The organism is Chitinophaga sancti (genome assembly GCF_034087045.1).
Lineage (GTDB): Bacteria > Bacteroidota > Bacteroidia > Chitinophagales > Chitinophagaceae > Chitinophaga > Chitinophaga sancti_B.
This window is the reverse complement of sequence record NZ_CP139247.1, coordinates 182,088-197,542: the sequence shown is the minus strand read 5'-3', so window position 1 is coordinate 197,542 and position 15,455 is coordinate 182,088. Positions and strand designations below refer to the sequence as shown.

12 protein-coding genes are annotated in these 15,455 nt (G+C 39.1%); 7 read left to right on the top strand and 5 right to left on the bottom strand.

What is annotated here, in order from left to right; genetic code table 11:
- Window positions 1-97: 97 nt before the first annotated feature.
- From SIO70_RS00725 to SIO70_RS00705, 5 genes are all read right to left on the bottom strand, one after another.
- On the bottom strand, window positions 98-1,063 hold the full coding sequence (locus tag SIO70_RS00725; RefSeq protein WP_320578503.1) for a hypothetical protein: 966 nt from the start codon (window positions 1,061-1,063) through the stop codon (window positions 98-100).
- Between the two features lie 68 nt (window positions 1,064-1,131).
- Window positions 1,132-2,259 (bottom strand): FecR family protein, encoded by a 1,128-nt coding sequence (locus SIO70_RS00720; protein ID WP_320578502.1) that lies wholly within the window; start codon window positions 2,257-2,259, stop codon window positions 1,132-1,134.
- A 35-nt stretch (window positions 2,260-2,294) separates the two neighbouring features.
- Window positions 2,295-2,846 carry an RNA polymerase sigma factor gene (locus SIO70_RS00715; RefSeq protein ID WP_083730331.1) on the bottom strand — a complete coding sequence of 184 codons (552 nt, stop codon included), beginning with the start codon at window positions 2,844-2,846 and terminating at the stop codon, window positions 2,295-2,297.
- 478 nt (window positions 2,847-3,324) lie between these two features.
- The gene (locus SIO70_RS00710) at window positions 3,325-4,320 is read right to left on the bottom strand and encodes an AraC family transcriptional regulator (RefSeq protein ID WP_320578501.1); all 996 of its coding nucleotides are present in this window, start codon (window positions 4,318-4,320) and stop codon (window positions 3,325-3,327) included.
- Between the two features lie 34 nt (window positions 4,321-4,354).
- Window positions 4,355-5,518 carry a FecR family protein gene (locus SIO70_RS00705; protein WP_320578500.1) on the bottom strand — a complete coding sequence of 388 codons (1,164 nt, stop codon included), beginning with the start codon at window positions 5,516-5,518 and terminating at the stop codon, window positions 4,355-4,357.
- 188 nt (window positions 5,519-5,706) lie between these two features.
- Between SIO70_RS00705 and SIO70_RS00700 the strand changes: the two genes are divergently transcribed.
- The 7 genes from SIO70_RS00700 (at window position 5,707) to SIO70_RS00670 (ending at window position 15,455) form a co-directional block, all read left to right on the top strand.
- Complete coding sequence (locus SIO70_RS00700) at window positions 5,707-6,273, top strand: RNA polymerase sigma factor (protein WP_320578499.1); 567 nt, start codon at window positions 5,707-5,709, stop codon at window positions 6,271-6,273.
- 413 nt (window positions 6,274-6,686) lie between these two features.
- Window positions 6,687-9,554, top strand: a complete 2,868-nt coding sequence (locus tag SIO70_RS00695; RefSeq protein ID WP_320578498.1) for a SusC/RagA family TonB-linked outer membrane protein — start codon at window positions 6,687-6,689, stop codon at window positions 9,552-9,554.
- A gap of 9 nt (window positions 9,555-9,563) precedes the next feature.
- Window positions 9,564-10,928 carry a RagB/SusD family nutrient uptake outer membrane protein gene (locus tag SIO70_RS00690; protein WP_320578497.1) on the top strand — a complete coding sequence of 455 codons (1,365 nt, stop codon included), beginning with the start codon at window positions 9,564-9,566 and terminating at the stop codon, window positions 10,926-10,928.
- An 87-nt stretch (window positions 10,929-11,015) separates the two neighbouring features.
- Window positions 11,016-11,354 (top strand): hypothetical protein, encoded by a 339-nt coding sequence (locus tag SIO70_RS00685; protein WP_320578496.1) that lies wholly within the window; start codon window positions 11,016-11,018, stop codon window positions 11,352-11,354.
- Between the two features lie 290 nt (window positions 11,355-11,644).
- Window positions 11,645-12,073 carry a hypothetical protein gene (locus SIO70_RS00680; protein WP_320578494.1) on the top strand — a complete coding sequence of 143 codons (429 nt, stop codon included), beginning with the start codon at window positions 11,645-11,647 and terminating at the stop codon, window positions 12,071-12,073.
- 42 nt (window positions 12,074-12,115) lie between these two features.
- Window positions 12,116-12,634 (top strand): hypothetical protein, encoded by a 519-nt coding sequence (locus SIO70_RS00675; RefSeq protein ID WP_320578492.1) that lies wholly within the window; start codon window positions 12,116-12,118, stop codon window positions 12,632-12,634.
- Between the two features lie 205 nt (window positions 12,635-12,839).
- Window positions 12,840-15,455 carry an alpha/beta hydrolase family protein gene (locus SIO70_RS00670; protein ID WP_320578491.1) on the top strand — a complete coding sequence of 872 codons (2,616 nt, stop codon included), beginning with the start codon at window positions 12,840-12,842 and terminating at the stop codon, window positions 15,453-15,455.

The window sequence follows — 15,455 nt, the reverse complement described above, 5'->3', positions numbered from 1 at the left end:
TCTGTTAATGGTGGTGTTAACTACTACTAGCTATAAGTCAATATGACAATCTTATTATCACTTCCATTGCAGAGGTGTAGAAAAGGTAACATGCATTTTAATGATTCACAGGATTGAACCCATAATATTCTTCTACAGCCTCTAGCATAGAGGCTACTTGTTTATAATTGGTCACTTTTGCGATTTCTTCAAGTGGAAAAGCATTCTCCTGTATAGCATGCCATATCATCATCATTTTCCCCATGTGCAGGTAGTCAGCGATGGAAATAGCAAAATGTTGTTCGAAACCATGTTCCAGTTCTTCTACCGGAATGTTATACATATAAGAAATTTCTGGCAAGGGGTGTACTTTGTGAGGATGATCCGAGAGATAATTAAACAGGTTATGGTAGGTATCTGCCCTTAGCATACTGGTATATATAAATGGCGTTTGAGAATCAATATGTTGTTTCGCATAATTGAGCAGGATATCTGTGCAACAGCGTTGGAGGAAGTGCCTGGCGGTTACCCCTGTGTATTTGCAAGTCATTATTTTCCTGACCAGCATATCACATACCGCATTTATATGATAAGGGTGATTATTAATAGAGGCACTAACCTTGGGGTGAATGCCTGTGGTTAAATGGGTAACCTGGGGATATTTTTTAGCAAGCCCTTCCATTTCCAGGGGCTCAATATTAATATGAAATGAAAATATCTTTTTCCCGGTGTTCATGGGCATTCTGTACAATTGCCCTGGCGTGAGGTAGAAACCATTACATTCACGTTCTTCCAGGATATATCCTGCCCTGGGTACTGGCAAACTGTCTTCGAACATAAATTGCAATACAAAAACAGGAATAGGCGTAAAGGAGCGTAACAGGATAGGACCTTTCGCCAGGATATCATGCAACCATACAGAGTAAGGGCCGAGAAGAAGATGTTGAGAAAGTATATCGCAGGCATGATCCTGCCGGAAGTAATATCCTGCCTGAGGAAGCAGTATTTGCTGGTATTCGGATGGAATTGTAGCTGCAGGCAGATATTTGCGGGCAGTTCGTTCCAGTGGTAAACTTTTGTTCACGTTATTTAATGTGGAATGCATGAATACTTACTACTTAAAGGGGTTATCTTCAATAAGATCATGGTTGGTTACTGCATATGCAAAACACTGTCTTTGTCAAAATGATAATCAAACTGTCCTGTGAATTTTAAACCATCCAGGAAAACGTGTATGGGTTGGTTCTTATTAATTGAGCCCCTGAATTTATGATGAGCTTTCATAGGGTTGTCAACAATTACCTGGATGCCGAACCACCTGGTAATAACCTTTGCCATGTCATTGACATTTGCATTCTGAAAAATATAAATGCCCTGGCGCCAGGAGAGTATTTCCTCTGCATCAAAAGGTATTTCATGAAGATTACCTTCCGGAGAAGAGCTAACGGAAAAACCCGGGTGCAAAAGGATAGAGTCTTTATTTGTTCCTAATTTAATGGCCCCTTTTACCAGGGATACACGTTCCTGGTCAATATCGTAAGTATTCACATTGAATTCTGTGCCCAGCACCTGGATGGTACTATTAGGTAAATGGACAAAGAAGGGTTTGATCGCATCTGGCGCCACCTTTACATAAGCTTCCCCACTAACGGTGATCTCTCTTGTTTTACCATCAAAAGAAAAAGGAAAACTTAGTTTGGTAGCCGCATTCAGCTGAATTTCTGTTCCATCGGAGAGGGTGAGGGCGTAATCTTTCCCTTGTGGAACTACCAGCGTAGCCATTTGGTTGCCGTAGTGGGATGGGGCTACATAGGATAGTTTCTTTTCTTTGTTTTGGAGGGTTAAGTCTCCAATCTGAACTTTTTGCTGTGAGTTGCCCAGGTTTACCTCCTGGCCACCTGGTAACCGCAGCACAATATTATTATTGGTTGCAGGCAGCTCTTTTTGTGCCAAAGCAGGCTTTCTTGCACCCGGTGAAAAAAGTAGATGTGATCCAAATATGACAAGTATAGCAGCGGCTATTCCCATTGCTGCCCGGAGGAATGCATACCCTTTCCTTTGCTTCCGTATTCCTTCCCATACCTTTTCAACTGAAAGGGTACGTGGTAGGTCGTGGAGAGCGGGGTGTTCGCTATATTGTTTGTACAGGTCATTACGAATGACAAGCGCTTCCGGTTCCTTCACCAGGAGGTTATTGAGAGTAGCACTGTCTTCCGGTGTAATGACCCCTGCAATTTCATCCAACACCAATTGTTCAATATATTCCGGATTTACAGACATATTACCCTATAGTCGTAAAAAGTTAGAAAAGGTACTTATGACAAACTATGTTTTAAGTTTTTTCGAAGGATTTTGAGCGCCCGGTGAATATGGTTTTTAACGGATTGTACATTAATGTCCATTTCAATAGCAATTTCCCTGAGACTTTTATCTTGCAAATATAGCTGCTCAAAAGCCAGGCGACTGGCCGGCGTAATGCTATTAATTGCTTCGGACAGTTGTTTGCCCAGTTCTTTTGCTTCCATAGGTAATTGGTTGGTATGGGTATCTGCTACCCAGGTATAGTTTTGCCTATGGTTTCTGGCAGTAGTAGACTTTCGAACATGGTCAACCACCTTGTTTCTTACGACTCTTACAAGATATGGCTTTAAGCAATTGCCAATATCCAATGTGGCCCTTTTATTCCAGAGCCACATGAATACCTCTTGTACAATGTCATTTGCCTCCTCCTCGTTTTGCAACCGGGTGAAGGCTTCCAGGAACAGGCGCTTACGGTATCGTTCGAAGAGGATGTTAAATGCCTCATTGCTACCAGCCTGCAGTAACAGAAATAGTTGCTCGTCGTTATAGCTTTCGAAACTTTGCATAACGATAATTTGGATTTCAGCCTTGGTTAGTAATGTTTCCAGGATTGTGTACTCACATGACGCGATATACGATCGGCTTACAATATATAGCTTTTTATCATATCCTGGTAGTCGTCCTCCCTTAAATAATTGTTACTCTAAGCTAATAAAACGATAGAAAAACGAGGTTAACACAGTGTTAATGATGGGAAATACTTATTAATATAAGTATCAAATTGTGAGTATTGGTGAATTAGATAGTTGATAGCCTGATAGAAAGGGAAGCGAGTGTTGCATCCGGGATGTGGTATCTTTAGCTAGTTTTTCTGCCGGGTATCCGGTAACCCGGTTTATTTGCCCCGGATGCATGCCACTGCTGAATGGGATAAAAGATAGTGAAAGCGCAATTTGGTGGGATAGTTATAAAGTTAGCGGATTCGTATTATTTACTATTTAGGAGTGATGAATAAGAAATGGGAGAACGGTATTTAGTGGTTTTTTACCTCATTTGGTCAATATCACAATCATAATAACATTCTATTCTTTGCACCATTTCCTCTACAGTGCTGAATCCTACCGCGTACATGATATCTTTTAATGACAACTTACTTTTATACAGCAGGTTATAAGTCACTATCATCCTTATCATTGTAATAAAATCCTCTATCGGCATGGAAAAATGTTGTTCAAATCCGTGGGCCAGCTGAGCTGGTTCCATAAAGAACATATAGGACAATTCGGCCAGTGAATGATTTTTATGCGGATGCTCGAGCAGATGTTGAAATAATTGATGGAAGGTGTCCATATGCAACAAATTATGGAACAGGAATGGCTGATCCGATGCCGCATCCTGGCGGGCAAAGTTGATGAATAAGTCAATGCAGCATCGTTGGATAAAAAAATATGCCCTGCTGCCTGTGTAAGTACAACTTAATAATTTCTGAATAAGAAAGTCACATACAGGGTTGATATGGTGCGGCAAAGGATTTACCGGGCCACTTTTGATCAACCGGATGTCCGATTGAAGTGAAGCAAGAATTGGATATTTATCCACCAGGTAAGGCAGCAGTTTTGGTCGGATGTTGATGTGTACGGATAGTATTTTCTTGTTAGCTTCCATTGGAATGCTGTGGACGCCTGGATAAAGATTGAAGAGATTGCATTCTTTTTCTTCCAGCAGGAACGAATTTTTCTGGCGTGTTTCTGCTACCAGGCTATCTTCATACATATAATTAAGTGCCCAAATGTGGTAGGGGGTATATGGTAACAGCGTAATATCTTCTTTGGCAAAGATATCGTGTACCCAAACGGAGAAAGGACCGGCCGCAATGTTTTGTGTCAGGATGTCGCAATCATTATCCTGGCGAAAATGAATTCCAGCATAGGGCAGTACAAGTTTTACATATTCTTCTGGTATATTCACAGAAGATGTATGATGGTGCTCTTTTTTTTCAATTAAGAGCAATTTATTGGCTTTAAATAGTGTAGAATTCATTTTCATGGATGTTTTAATGATCAGGGATGTAGGGTTATTTCTTGTATTCTTTTATGTGAAGCACACTATCCATACCAGTACCTGTAAATGTATAATTGCATACCTGGGCAGTATTCAGGTTCTTCATAAATACTGATAATGTGTCAGTGTTTGTAAAGTATGCCTTTAGCTTCCTGGATTCAACTCCCGGATCATCAAATACGACAAGAATGCCAAATGTTCGTGATACAGCATTCATTACCTCCTGGAGGGAGGCTTCATCATAATCGTAAACACCATCTTTCCAGGCAAGTAAAGAGTCCTGGTCGAAAGTGTTGATCTTTATTTGTTTGCCCGTTTCGCTAATGGCTAGTTGGCCTGGAGATAAAGTAGTGGAATAACTACCAGACCTGAGTGTTATTTTCCCACTGGTCAATGCCACTTTAACAAGGTTTTTTTCATAGGTATCAACATTAAAAGCAGTGCCTAATACCTGGATGGTATTGTTAGGGAGGTGAACTAAAAACGGGTGGCTTGGGTCTTTTGCTACTTCTATAAATGCTTCACCGGTAAGGAGGGTGATTTCCCGGTTGCCCTTACCAAAATTTAAAGGAAATTGAATAGATGAGGCGGCATTCAGCATTATTTTAGTACCATCAGGTAAGGTTACCTTATACTGTTTGGTAACAGGAACAGTGAGTGTGGCCGGCTCTGGCTTAGTTTTACCAGTCCATGACAAAGCTCCTTTCTCTTCATGAAAGGCTGCTCCTTTACTATTAAAAGTTGCATATTGTTGGCCCAATATCACTGGTGATTGGCCGGGTAAGGATAGTGTAATACTGGAGCTTAGCAATCTTTCTTTTTTTGCCAGCGCCTGATTCTGACTGGTAGATTTAACTATTCCTAAATAGCAAAGCCCACCTATAGCCAGGAGCGTAACAGGAGCCAGTAGTGCAATTCGATACCTGTATTTTCTTCGCCTGGTCTCCTCTTCCTGGGCATACCTTAATATTCTTTCCATTGGGAGAGAAGATTCCAGTTCAGTTTTTATTTTGTCGAGATAACTATCAGGTAGCAGTTCTCTAAGCTCTTTCCAAATTGCCTGCGCTTCTTCACTTTCAGCTAAAAGTTTATCCAGGAGGGCGCTATGTTCAGGGGTAATAACCCCGGATATCTTCTCTAGCACCAGTTTTTCGACAAAATCGGGGGGAATAGGCATGATACAATCAGGTGTTAATTACATAATCAGTATTCAACTAAGTATGATGTAAGTAGTCGCAATCTGAAAAAGGTACTCATCGAAAACGGCTTTTTTTTAAAGAAATATTTTGGTTCATTAACATCCGGTTAACCACTACGACCATCCTTATTCGTAGCTTAGAGTACAATGTATAATCTCAAATCATTATGACTGTAGACAACCATTACAATGGGGACCAACTTATCGAGCGGCTAAGAGATGGGGATAACGATGCATTTAGAGAAATCATAGATCATTACCGTTCATATTTATTTTTGTTGGCTTTTAGGAAGCTTCAAAATGAGGACGAAGCGAAAGATGTAGTACAGGATATTCTTATATCTGTTTGGAATAATCGGGGGAAAATAAAAATCAACACAAGTTTACAGAGTTACTTAAGTGGAGCTGTTCATAATAAGGTATCAGAATTAATACGGCAAAAAATTAAACGCCGTGAAAGGGAATCTTTTTACCTGGAACAACTGGATCAGACTACATCAACATTGCCACTAGAGGGAAAAGAAATATATGTTCGTATTTATACGGCTATTCATGGTATATCTCCCGCCACACGGAAAGCTTTTGTACTGGCTTACCTTGAAAGCAAAAGTTATAAAGAAATTGCTGAAGAAATGAATATTAATGTTCAGTCTGTTAAGAACCATATTCAAAGAGCATTAAAGTTACTCCGTCATACATTATCCCAGAATGTTTACGACACGAAAATCCTTTAGTTTTTATTAATAATAATTTACGTTTATAGATCTATTCATTACGAGTTGATAATGATTGAACTTTTTTTCAAAAATTGTTCAATCGTATAAGTACTTTTTTGCCGTTCTGGCAACTAAGTAATAATAGCACAATCAATTAGTAAATGAGGGTATCATAATGCTAGCTTAATTCCACCATTTCTATACTTAGAATATTCTATTGTTATTTATTTCGTAAAAGTCATTGTATGAAGTATTACAAACTTTTAAGCAATTTTATTGCTTGTATTGGCATGCACCTAATATTGGTCTTGCATCCAATTACCAGCATGGGACAAGATGCACCAACCAAAATTACATTACATGTTAAACAAGCAAAATTACAATCAGTTGTAGAACAAGTTGAACGGCAGATTAAACCAGCATTACATTTTATGTATGCGAAGGACATATTCAATGGACCAAAAAGGATCACCCTGGACTGTGATAATGCACCCCTAGATGATGTTTTAAAGAAGATTGAAGCGCAAAGTGGGATCTATTTTACCTATAGCACTAACACAATTATGTTGGCAGCCAGGGATGAAAAAGGGAAGGATATTCCAGTTCGAACAGTTCCACGTAAAGTAGATTCTTTAGGCAAGATAAATAAGGTAACTACGCTAGGGGAAACAGTTGTAGTAGCATACGAATTAACTACCCGTAGAATTTATACGGGTAATGCTACTCCTGTTAAATCGGAAGATATATCCATTCAACCTGTATCAAATCCTTTACTGGCGTTACAAGGAAGAGTGCCTGGAATGTTTATTTCTCAAACCAGTGGTATGTCTGGCACAGCGATTAATGTTCAAATCAGGGGGAAAAATAGTTTGATGAATGATACTAAGCCATTGTATATAATAGATGATATCCCATTTAATCCAATTTTGAGAGGAGGCTTAGGTTCTGTGATCTGGGGAGAGGAAAGTAATGCGTTAGATTTTATTAATCCCTCCGATATTGAATCAATTACTATTTTAAAAGATGCTGATGCTACTTCCATTTATGGATCAAGGGGTGCTAACGGAGTTGTTTTAATTACAACAAAAAAAGGGAAAGTAGGAAAGCCATCATTGAGTGTAGATGTGAATTATGGCATTGAGCAGGTGCCTCGGTATAATCACTTGTTAAATACACAACAATACCTGGCCATGCGTAGGGAGGCATTTAAAAATGATGATGTACCAGCTGGGGAACGAAATGCTCCTGACCTGGAGGTTTGGGATACAACCAGGTATACTGATTGGCAAAAAGAATTAATAGGTCATGCTGCAGGAATCATGAATGTACATGCGAGTGTGTTGGGTGGAATTGGGTTAATGCAATATTTAATCAGTGGATCTTACCAGAAGAGGGGGACTGTTTTTCCTGGTTCTTTTAACACACAAAAGAGTAACGTGTATTTTAATTCTACAGCGATTTCTCCTGATAGGAAGTTCCAGGTAGGGATAACGGGTGCTTATGCAACGAATCAATCATTTTTGCCAGGGGCTGATATGAGTAATGCTACGACATTTGCCCCGGATGCTCCCCCGATTTACAATCCAGATGGTAGCTTGAATTTTAGTTATGTGAACCCGTTGATCGCATTGATAGGGCCACTGTTTAAGGCGAATGTGAAAAACCTGTATGGAAATGTAAAAATCCAATATGAAATCTTACCAAGATTGTGGTTAAAGGCAAGTTTTGGCGATTATTTATTGGAAGGTAATTCCCAGACTACTACACCCATTAGCACACGGCCGCCGTCGTTAAGAGATAGTGCGACAGGTAGTGCTACCTCTTACCAGTATGATGCTACCTCCCGCATATTTGAACCCCAGATCAATTATGATAACTATTTATGGAATAGTAAGTTTAGTATTATACTCGGCGCCACTTTGCAAGGTCATTCAGAGAATAGACAAGCTATATATGCAACTGGATTTAAAGAAGATGCATTCCTGGGTAACCTGGCTTTTGCGGGGAACATAACTGGCACTTCTGATAAAACTGATTATCGGTATGCTGCTTTGTTTGGACGTATAGGATACCAGTTATGTAGTAGGTACTTATTAAACCTGAATGTAAGAAGAGATGGCAGTAGCCGGTTTGGTAGTAAAAAGCAGTATGCCAATTTTGGATCAGTTGGTGTGGGATGGATCTTCAGTGAAGAGCGGTTTACATCTTTTGCTGCAAATGTGGTCAGTTTTGGGAAATTACGTATGAGCTATGGCATTGCCGGGAATGATCAAATTGGGGACTACAATTACCTGGAGCAGTATGAACGGGTGGGTGGCAGTTACCAGGGAGTAATAGGCTATCAGCCATCTAGCCTGGCCAACCAGGAGTATGCCTGGGAGCAAACCCGGAAATTTGAAGTAGGATTGGAGTTAGGATTTTTGAAAGATAAAATATCCCTGACCACCAGTCATTACAGGTATCGATCCTCTAACCAGTTGGTGAATTATTCATTGCCGGAGCTAACGGGGGCAGGCAGTACTAAAGGTAATATTCCTGCAGTCGTGCGTAATACGGGTTGGGAATGGATGGCACATGTGAATAATATTGGTAACAATCGTTTCGGTTGGTCGGCTATGGTGAATGTAACATTACCTTTCAATAAGCTGGTTTCATATCCCGGACAAGTTCCAGCTGATTTAGGTATTGTGGGTAAGCCACTCACACAATTAATGATGTATAGGGCGATGGGCACAGATCCTAATACAGGTGCTTATTTATTTGATGATGGTACGGGGCATGGTGCACCGGCATCAGAGAATTTGAAGAGAATAGTGCCTGTAAACCTGGCACCAAAGCTCTATGGCGGAATTGAAAATACATTCCGGTACAAGTCATGGGAAGTAGATGTCTTTTTCCAGTTTGTACAACAGCAGGGGATGAAGGATATTTTTGATCCCACTTATATGCCGGGTTACCAGCGTAATCAAAATGTGGCTGTATTGAATCGTTGGCAGGAAAAAGGGCAGGTAAGCGATTGGCAGCGGTTTACGCAGACCAGTACTTTGCGAAAAGGATATATGAAGGCACTGGAAAGTAATCTTCATTATGGGGATGCCTCTTATGTAAGGTGTAAAACGGTATCTATTTCAAAGAAGATACTGTTTAAAAACCTGCAGGTGAAAGATGCGAGGTTGTATGTGCAGGCAGAAAATTTATTTACGATTACTGCTTATGAAGGAATAGACCCGGAAACACAATCACATAACGTATTACCTGTACTTAGAACTGTGCGTGCAGGAGTTACAATTACTTTATAATATCAAGTCATGCGTCTTTATACAATTATATTTCTCCTGTTATTTTTTTGTGGATGTAAAAAGGTATTAGATGCAGGATTGCCAACAGACAAGATTGTATCAGCTACTGTATATGCTTCAGATGCTACGGCTGCGAGCGTGATGACGGGATTATATTATACCATGAGTAGTGGAGGACCGGCCACTGGTAATGAAAGTCTATCGCTGATAGCAGGTTTGTCAGCAGACGAGTATAAGTTAGTGAATAGTGATGAAGGGCTCAGGGCCGTTTATCAAAATGCGCTTACACCAATGATGGTGCCTGCATGGGCAAAATTGTTCAATTACATTTATGTGGCAAATAGCGCACTGGCAGGACTTAGAAATTCAAATTCGCTGACGCCGGCTGTAAAAAGTCAATTAATGGGAGAAGCTTATTTCATAAGGGCATTTTGTTATAGTTATCTCGTGGGGCTGTTTGGTGATGTACCTTTATTATTAAGCCCGGATGCACAAAATAATAAGTTGGCGGCAAGAACGAATGTGGATAAAATCTATGAGCAGGTGGTGGATGATTTATTGAGAGCCAGGCAATTAATGAATGATCAGTATTTGAGAGCGGATATATCTACTCTCTCTACAGATAGAGTGCGGCCTTCTAAATGGGCCGTGAATGCTTTGTTGGCACGGGTCTATTTATATTCAAAAAAATGGCAGGAGGCAATGGCAGCTGCGGATAGTGTCATCAACAATACTTCGTTATTTGAATTAGCGCCAATTGGGAATGTGTTTCTTCAAGGTAGCAAGGAGGCAATATGGCAATTAGAGCCAGTTGTAGCAGATTATACCCTGGATGGACAACTATTTAATGTAGACAGACCTGTATATCTAAGCCCTTATTTAATGAATGTATTTGAAAAAGGGGATCGGAGAAAAACCAGCTGGACAAATAAGGTAATAGTGGGTGATAGTGTTTATTATTATCCCTATAAATATAAGGTTTATGAGGAGGTAAAATTAAATCCTGAGTATTTAATGGTGTTGCGATTGGGAGAATTATATTTAATCAAGGCAGAAGCTGCGGTTAATTTGGGTGATCGCACAACGAGTGCTATGTGTATCAATGCGATTAGGGAGCGGGCTGGATTAGGACCAATGAAGGATACGACTATCGCTGCTTTGTCAGTAGCGATACAACATGAGCGACAGGTGGAGTTATTTGCAGAATGGGGACATCGTTGGTTTGACCTGAAGCGGGTAGAAGGATTACAAGTAGTAATGCCGGAAGTGACGAAATGGAAGGGAGGTAATTGGGATGATTATAAAAAACTGTATCCAATTCCAGAAAATGAGCTGCAGTTGGATCGCGCTCTTGTGCAAAATACAGGCTACTGAAAATTCTTGTACCTAGTAATTGGGTGCAGTGGGTCCTAATTGCATCGATCGGTGAGTATATACCTTTATTTCATAAACATATGAGTTATGAAAAAAGCACGTATTCTTCTTTTATTCATTGTAATCTGCCTGGCAATAAATGGGTTGCTGGCATTTAAAGTAAGTAGGGGGTTGAGTAATTTATACTTAACTACAACGGGGATATTCGTTAACCTGGGGGCGAGTAGCTTGCTCACTTATGCAACCTTATCTCCTTATAGGACTTTCCCTACTGATATTACCCAATCGACTATAGCAGTGACGCGGCCATTGTATACAGGGGTCACATTGACCATCACTATAATAGGTGGAGGCCCCTACACGTACACAATAGCCACTGGCAGCCGTTGGTCGACACTTACCATTTATGATGATGAAGACCAGTGATTCACCAGGGCTTTACACTGCCTGGTAATACTCAGGTTTTGCCAGGCAGCTTTTTTACTAAAATGTTCTTGAGTGAAGTTATGTGAATTGCTTTTTAAGTACTGTATAATGTGAATGTTATCCATTTTAGCACAACCTAAAAATAATATTGTTAAATAGAGAAAATACTCATCTTTTAAATGTTATGATTTTCTTTTTTCCGCAATTATTAATTAGAGCGAGATAGTGTTAGTGGAGAGATCCAGGACTTTGACATATCGATAATTTTTCTTCAATAAAAATCATCTACAATGATTGAAGACGAAAAAGAATTTATTACCCAATTTAGGGAAGGGAATCCTGATGCGCATATGGAGCTATATTCCATGTGTATTAAGTATTTATGGGGGAGAGCCTATTCCCTGATAAAAGATGAGGATACCGCTACGGAAGTCGTAGAAAGGGCATTCAGTAAATTATGGAATGATCGGGAATCTTTTTATAGCAGGGAAGAGATTGTTGATTACCTCTATGAAACAGTGGATAAGGATAGTAGGAAAATTAAGGCTTGCATTCGGGTTGATGGAAAAGGTTATACCCTGTTGTGTGACGGAACGCTCCAGTTGCAGAGCAGTTTTGTGGCTCAACCATGGAGTTACGTCATGGCGGCTATTTATTGGGACCGGTGGCGGGAATGGCTTTATATGTTTCTTCCCCGGCCAGGAAATAAGATCGAGTAGGAGTTATTACAGATTATTTGCTCATCCTAAAATTTATCTCTTATGAATGAAATTAACTTGATTAATCGGTTTTGCGATGGTGATAAAAGTGCATTAAAGGAGATTCATGATAGATACGCCACCTTATTAAGGATTAGAGCCTATATGATTTTGAAAGATCAGGATGAGGCGACAATTGTTGTGGAGAAAATGTTTGCCGTATTTTGGTATAATAGGAGGAAAATGCGGAAGATCGTGGATCTTAAAGAATTTTTACTTGATGCGGTTGAACAAACTAGTTGGTCGATAGCAGATCGCCCTTATGTGGTCAGGTCCCTGTTGGCTTGTGTTGGGGAGAAGGATAAAAATAGGGTTAATTGGGGGGATATAACGAGATTGATTAACCAGCTTGAGGATAAGTTGTACCCGGCAGAGCAGGCGAAAATGGCGGTATTGTATGTGGTGCAGGAGAAGGATTATTTTGAGATTTCGTGTGAGATGAATAAGAGATTGGGGAATGTGAGAGGAGAAATGAGGTTGGTGTTGATTATGTTGAAGTTGGCTGTAGGGGGGAATATTTAAGGATATGGATATGCAAAAAATAATTGAATGGAGCATTCACCTGGGAACGGGTGAATGCTCCATTTTTGTTTAATAAGGAGGGAATAGATGTATAGTATAACCTCCTAAAAGATTATATTTAAGTAATAATTTTTAATTTGAAGTTTAATTCGAATAGCAGGATAAGTTAACCACGTTCTCTTTTATTAATCCCTAAATTTCAAACATGAAATCGTTGTTGTTAACAGTTATTATAAGCTTGATTTATTGTGGTGCCACTGCGCAGAAAAATGTAATCGATAGTACAATTATTGACAATTGGATGTCTGTCAGTAATGGTACTATCAGTAATGATGGTAATTATGTTACCTATACTCAAAGAAAAGGTAGAACTGGCCATGCTGAGTTGGTAATAAAGAATCTTAGCAATAAGAAAGAGCTTGTAATTGCAGGAGGTGATATGGTGAAATTTACTGACAATAGCCACATCCTGGTGGTCAGATTGAAAGATAGCATTGGCTTAGTTTCATTAAAGGATTTTAGTATTCACTATGTTGACAATTTGAAGGAATCCCGGGTTTTCTCAAAAGATAATCATGAGTATTTAATTTATAAAAAGAATAATGATTCATTATTTGTTAAATCTATTGAGGATGTAACTATTATCAAATTGGGAAAGGTTAGGAATTATTGGACTAGTGAAAATGGAGAAAGAATTGTTTTGCTCAAGCCAACCCAGGATTCTACCGTTTATTCTTTATCTATCTTCGATTTAAATAAAGGTACAGAACAGCTCATCTGGAATGGGGAGGGGAGTGATGTAAGTAACCTGGTCATCTCTCCTGGTAATAAACACTATGCTTTTTTGTTACCCAATAATCTGCATCAGGTTTTTTATTATGCTGATGGCATGAGTAAGGCAATCCCAATCATAGATGATCAAACCCCAGGAATAGATGCCAGGTTTAATATTTCAGGGATTAAAGGATTTAGTGGTGATAGTGAGCATTTATTTTTTACGATAATAGATAAAGAATTGCCTAAGCCTTTAGCCAATTCAGTTTTAGTAGATGTGTATAGTTACAAGGATGAACAATTACAGTCCTTACAGCTGATGGAGAAAAGAAGGAGAGATTATGTATTGGTTTATAATTTTATTGATAAGGAAATTATCCGATTGCAATATGAAAATGAACATATTGATTTAAATCCTGGTGAAGGGAATGAAAGACCTGGTATTATTAATAATAGAATTGGAGATCCTTTTGAACAAAGTTGGAATCCATTGGCATTAAATAATATTTTTTTAATTGATGTATTTAATGGTAAGAGAATAAAATTACAACTATATGATAACATTGGTTTTTCGCCGGATAGAACCTACATGGTGGGCATGGATAGCTTGTCTAAAGATTATTTTACCTATAATTTGTTGACTCATCAATTAAACAATATAACCGCTAGTTTACCAATTCCGTTAGAAGACAGTGCTTTGAAATTTACCCAGGATACCAGGCAAATCTCCATTCCTGGTTGGTTACCTAATAATACTGGCGTTTTAGTAAATGACCGTTATGATATCTGGTTAGCAGACCCAAATGGAATGAGGCAACCTGTATGTATAACTGATGGATTTGGGAGAAGTAATAATATTACTTTTCGAATAATAGGTAGGTGTTGGATGGGAAATCGGGTAATTGACCCTTCAGAACCTATAATATTAAATGCATTCAATCATTTTACTAAAGACAATGGGTTTTATAGCGTCAAGATAGGGAAGCCTGGATCGTTACGTAAGTTGACAATTGGACCTTATATATATGATGTGGAAGATGTAGTTTTGGGCGGTATGTCGCCATTAAAGGCGAAATATAGTAAGCGTTATTTAGTCTTGAGAAATAGTGCCACAGAATCTCCTAATTATTATTATACAGATGACTTTATATCATTTTCGAAAATAAGTAATGTTAATCCTGAAGAAACATGTCGTTGGGAGAAAACCAGGTTGATAAGTTGGAGAACACCTGAAGGGAAATTATTACAAGGGGTATTGCATTTACCTGGAAGTTTTGATTCTACTAAGAAATATCCAATCATTTTCCATTATTATGAAAGGATGTCTGACGAGTTGAATAGGTTTCAAGTGCCTGGTTATACCTATGGATTATTGAATATTCCCTGGTTTGTAAGTCGGGACTATTTGGTATTTACACCTGATATAGATTATGAAATAGGATATCCTGGTAGAAGTGCATTAAGGGCTGTAGAGAGTGCCGCTGATTATTTATCTAAATTTCCCTGGATCGATACAACCAAGATGGGGTTACAGGGGCATAGTTTTAGTGGATTTGAGACCAATTATATAATCACCCATTCTAATCGATTTGCGGCAGCAGTAGCTGGTTCCAGTCTATCAGATTTTATCAGTGATTATAATTCTATAATGGGTGGAGGTCAGAGTCGGCAATTTTTCTTTGAGGATTCTCAAAATAGAATAGGGGCTACATTATGGGAGCGGCCTGATTTATACATTGAAAATTCACCGGTGTTATTTGCTGATAAGGTGACAACCCCGTTGTTATTAATGAGTAATAAAGATGATGGAATTGTACCATTTACCCAAGGAATGGAAATGTTTCTGTCATTGCGAAGATTGCAGAAGAAGGTTTGGTTATTACAATATGATGGAGAAGGTCACCATGTGTTAATTCCGAAGAATACTATTGATTATACCAGGAGGATGACGCAGTTTTTTGATCATTACTTAAAGGGTGCGCCTGAGCCAAGATGGATGAGAGATGGAATTCCGGCTAAAATGAAGGGGATTGATGGTGGGTTTTGA

Bases quoted from the DNA above. Each gene is read 5' to 3' on its own strand.
- SIO70_RS00720 (WP_320578502.1), bottom strand. From the start codon at position 2,259: ATGTCTGTAAATCCGGAATATATTGAACAATTGGTGTTGGATGAAATT.
- SIO70_RS00715 (WP_083730331.1), bottom strand. From the start codon at position 2,846: ATGCAAAGTTTCGAAAGCTATAACGACGAGCAACTATTTCTGTTACTG.
- SIO70_RS00710 (WP_320578501.1), bottom strand. From the start codon at position 4,320: ATGAATTCTACACTATTTAAAGCCAATAAATTGCTCTTAATTGAAAAA.
- SIO70_RS00705 (WP_320578500.1), bottom strand. From the start codon at position 5,518: ATGCCTATTCCCCCCGATTTTGTCGAAAAACTGGTGCTAGAGAAGATA.
- SIO70_RS00700 (WP_320578499.1), top strand. From the start codon at position 5,707: ATGACTGTAGACAACCATTACAATGGGGACCAACTTATCGAGCGGCTA.
- SIO70_RS00695 (WP_320578498.1), top strand. From the start codon at position 6,687: ATGTATGCGAAGGACATATTCAATGGACCAAAAAGGATCACCCTGGAC.
- SIO70_RS00690 (WP_320578497.1), top strand. From the start codon at position 9,564: ATGCGTCTTTATACAATTATATTTCTCCTGTTATTTTTTTGTGGATGT.
- SIO70_RS00685 (WP_320578496.1), top strand. From the start codon at position 11,016: ATGAAAAAAGCACGTATTCTTCTTTTATTCATTGTAATCTGCCTGGCA.
- SIO70_RS00680 (WP_320578494.1), top strand. From the start codon at position 11,645: ATGATTGAAGACGAAAAAGAATTTATTACCCAATTTAGGGAAGGGAAT.
- SIO70_RS00675 (WP_320578492.1), top strand. From the start codon at position 12,116: ATGAATGAAATTAACTTGATTAATCGGTTTTGCGATGGTGATAAAAGT.
- SIO70_RS00670 (WP_320578491.1), top strand. From the start codon at position 12,840: ATGAAATCGTTGTTGTTAACAGTTATTATAAGCTTGATTTATTGTGGT.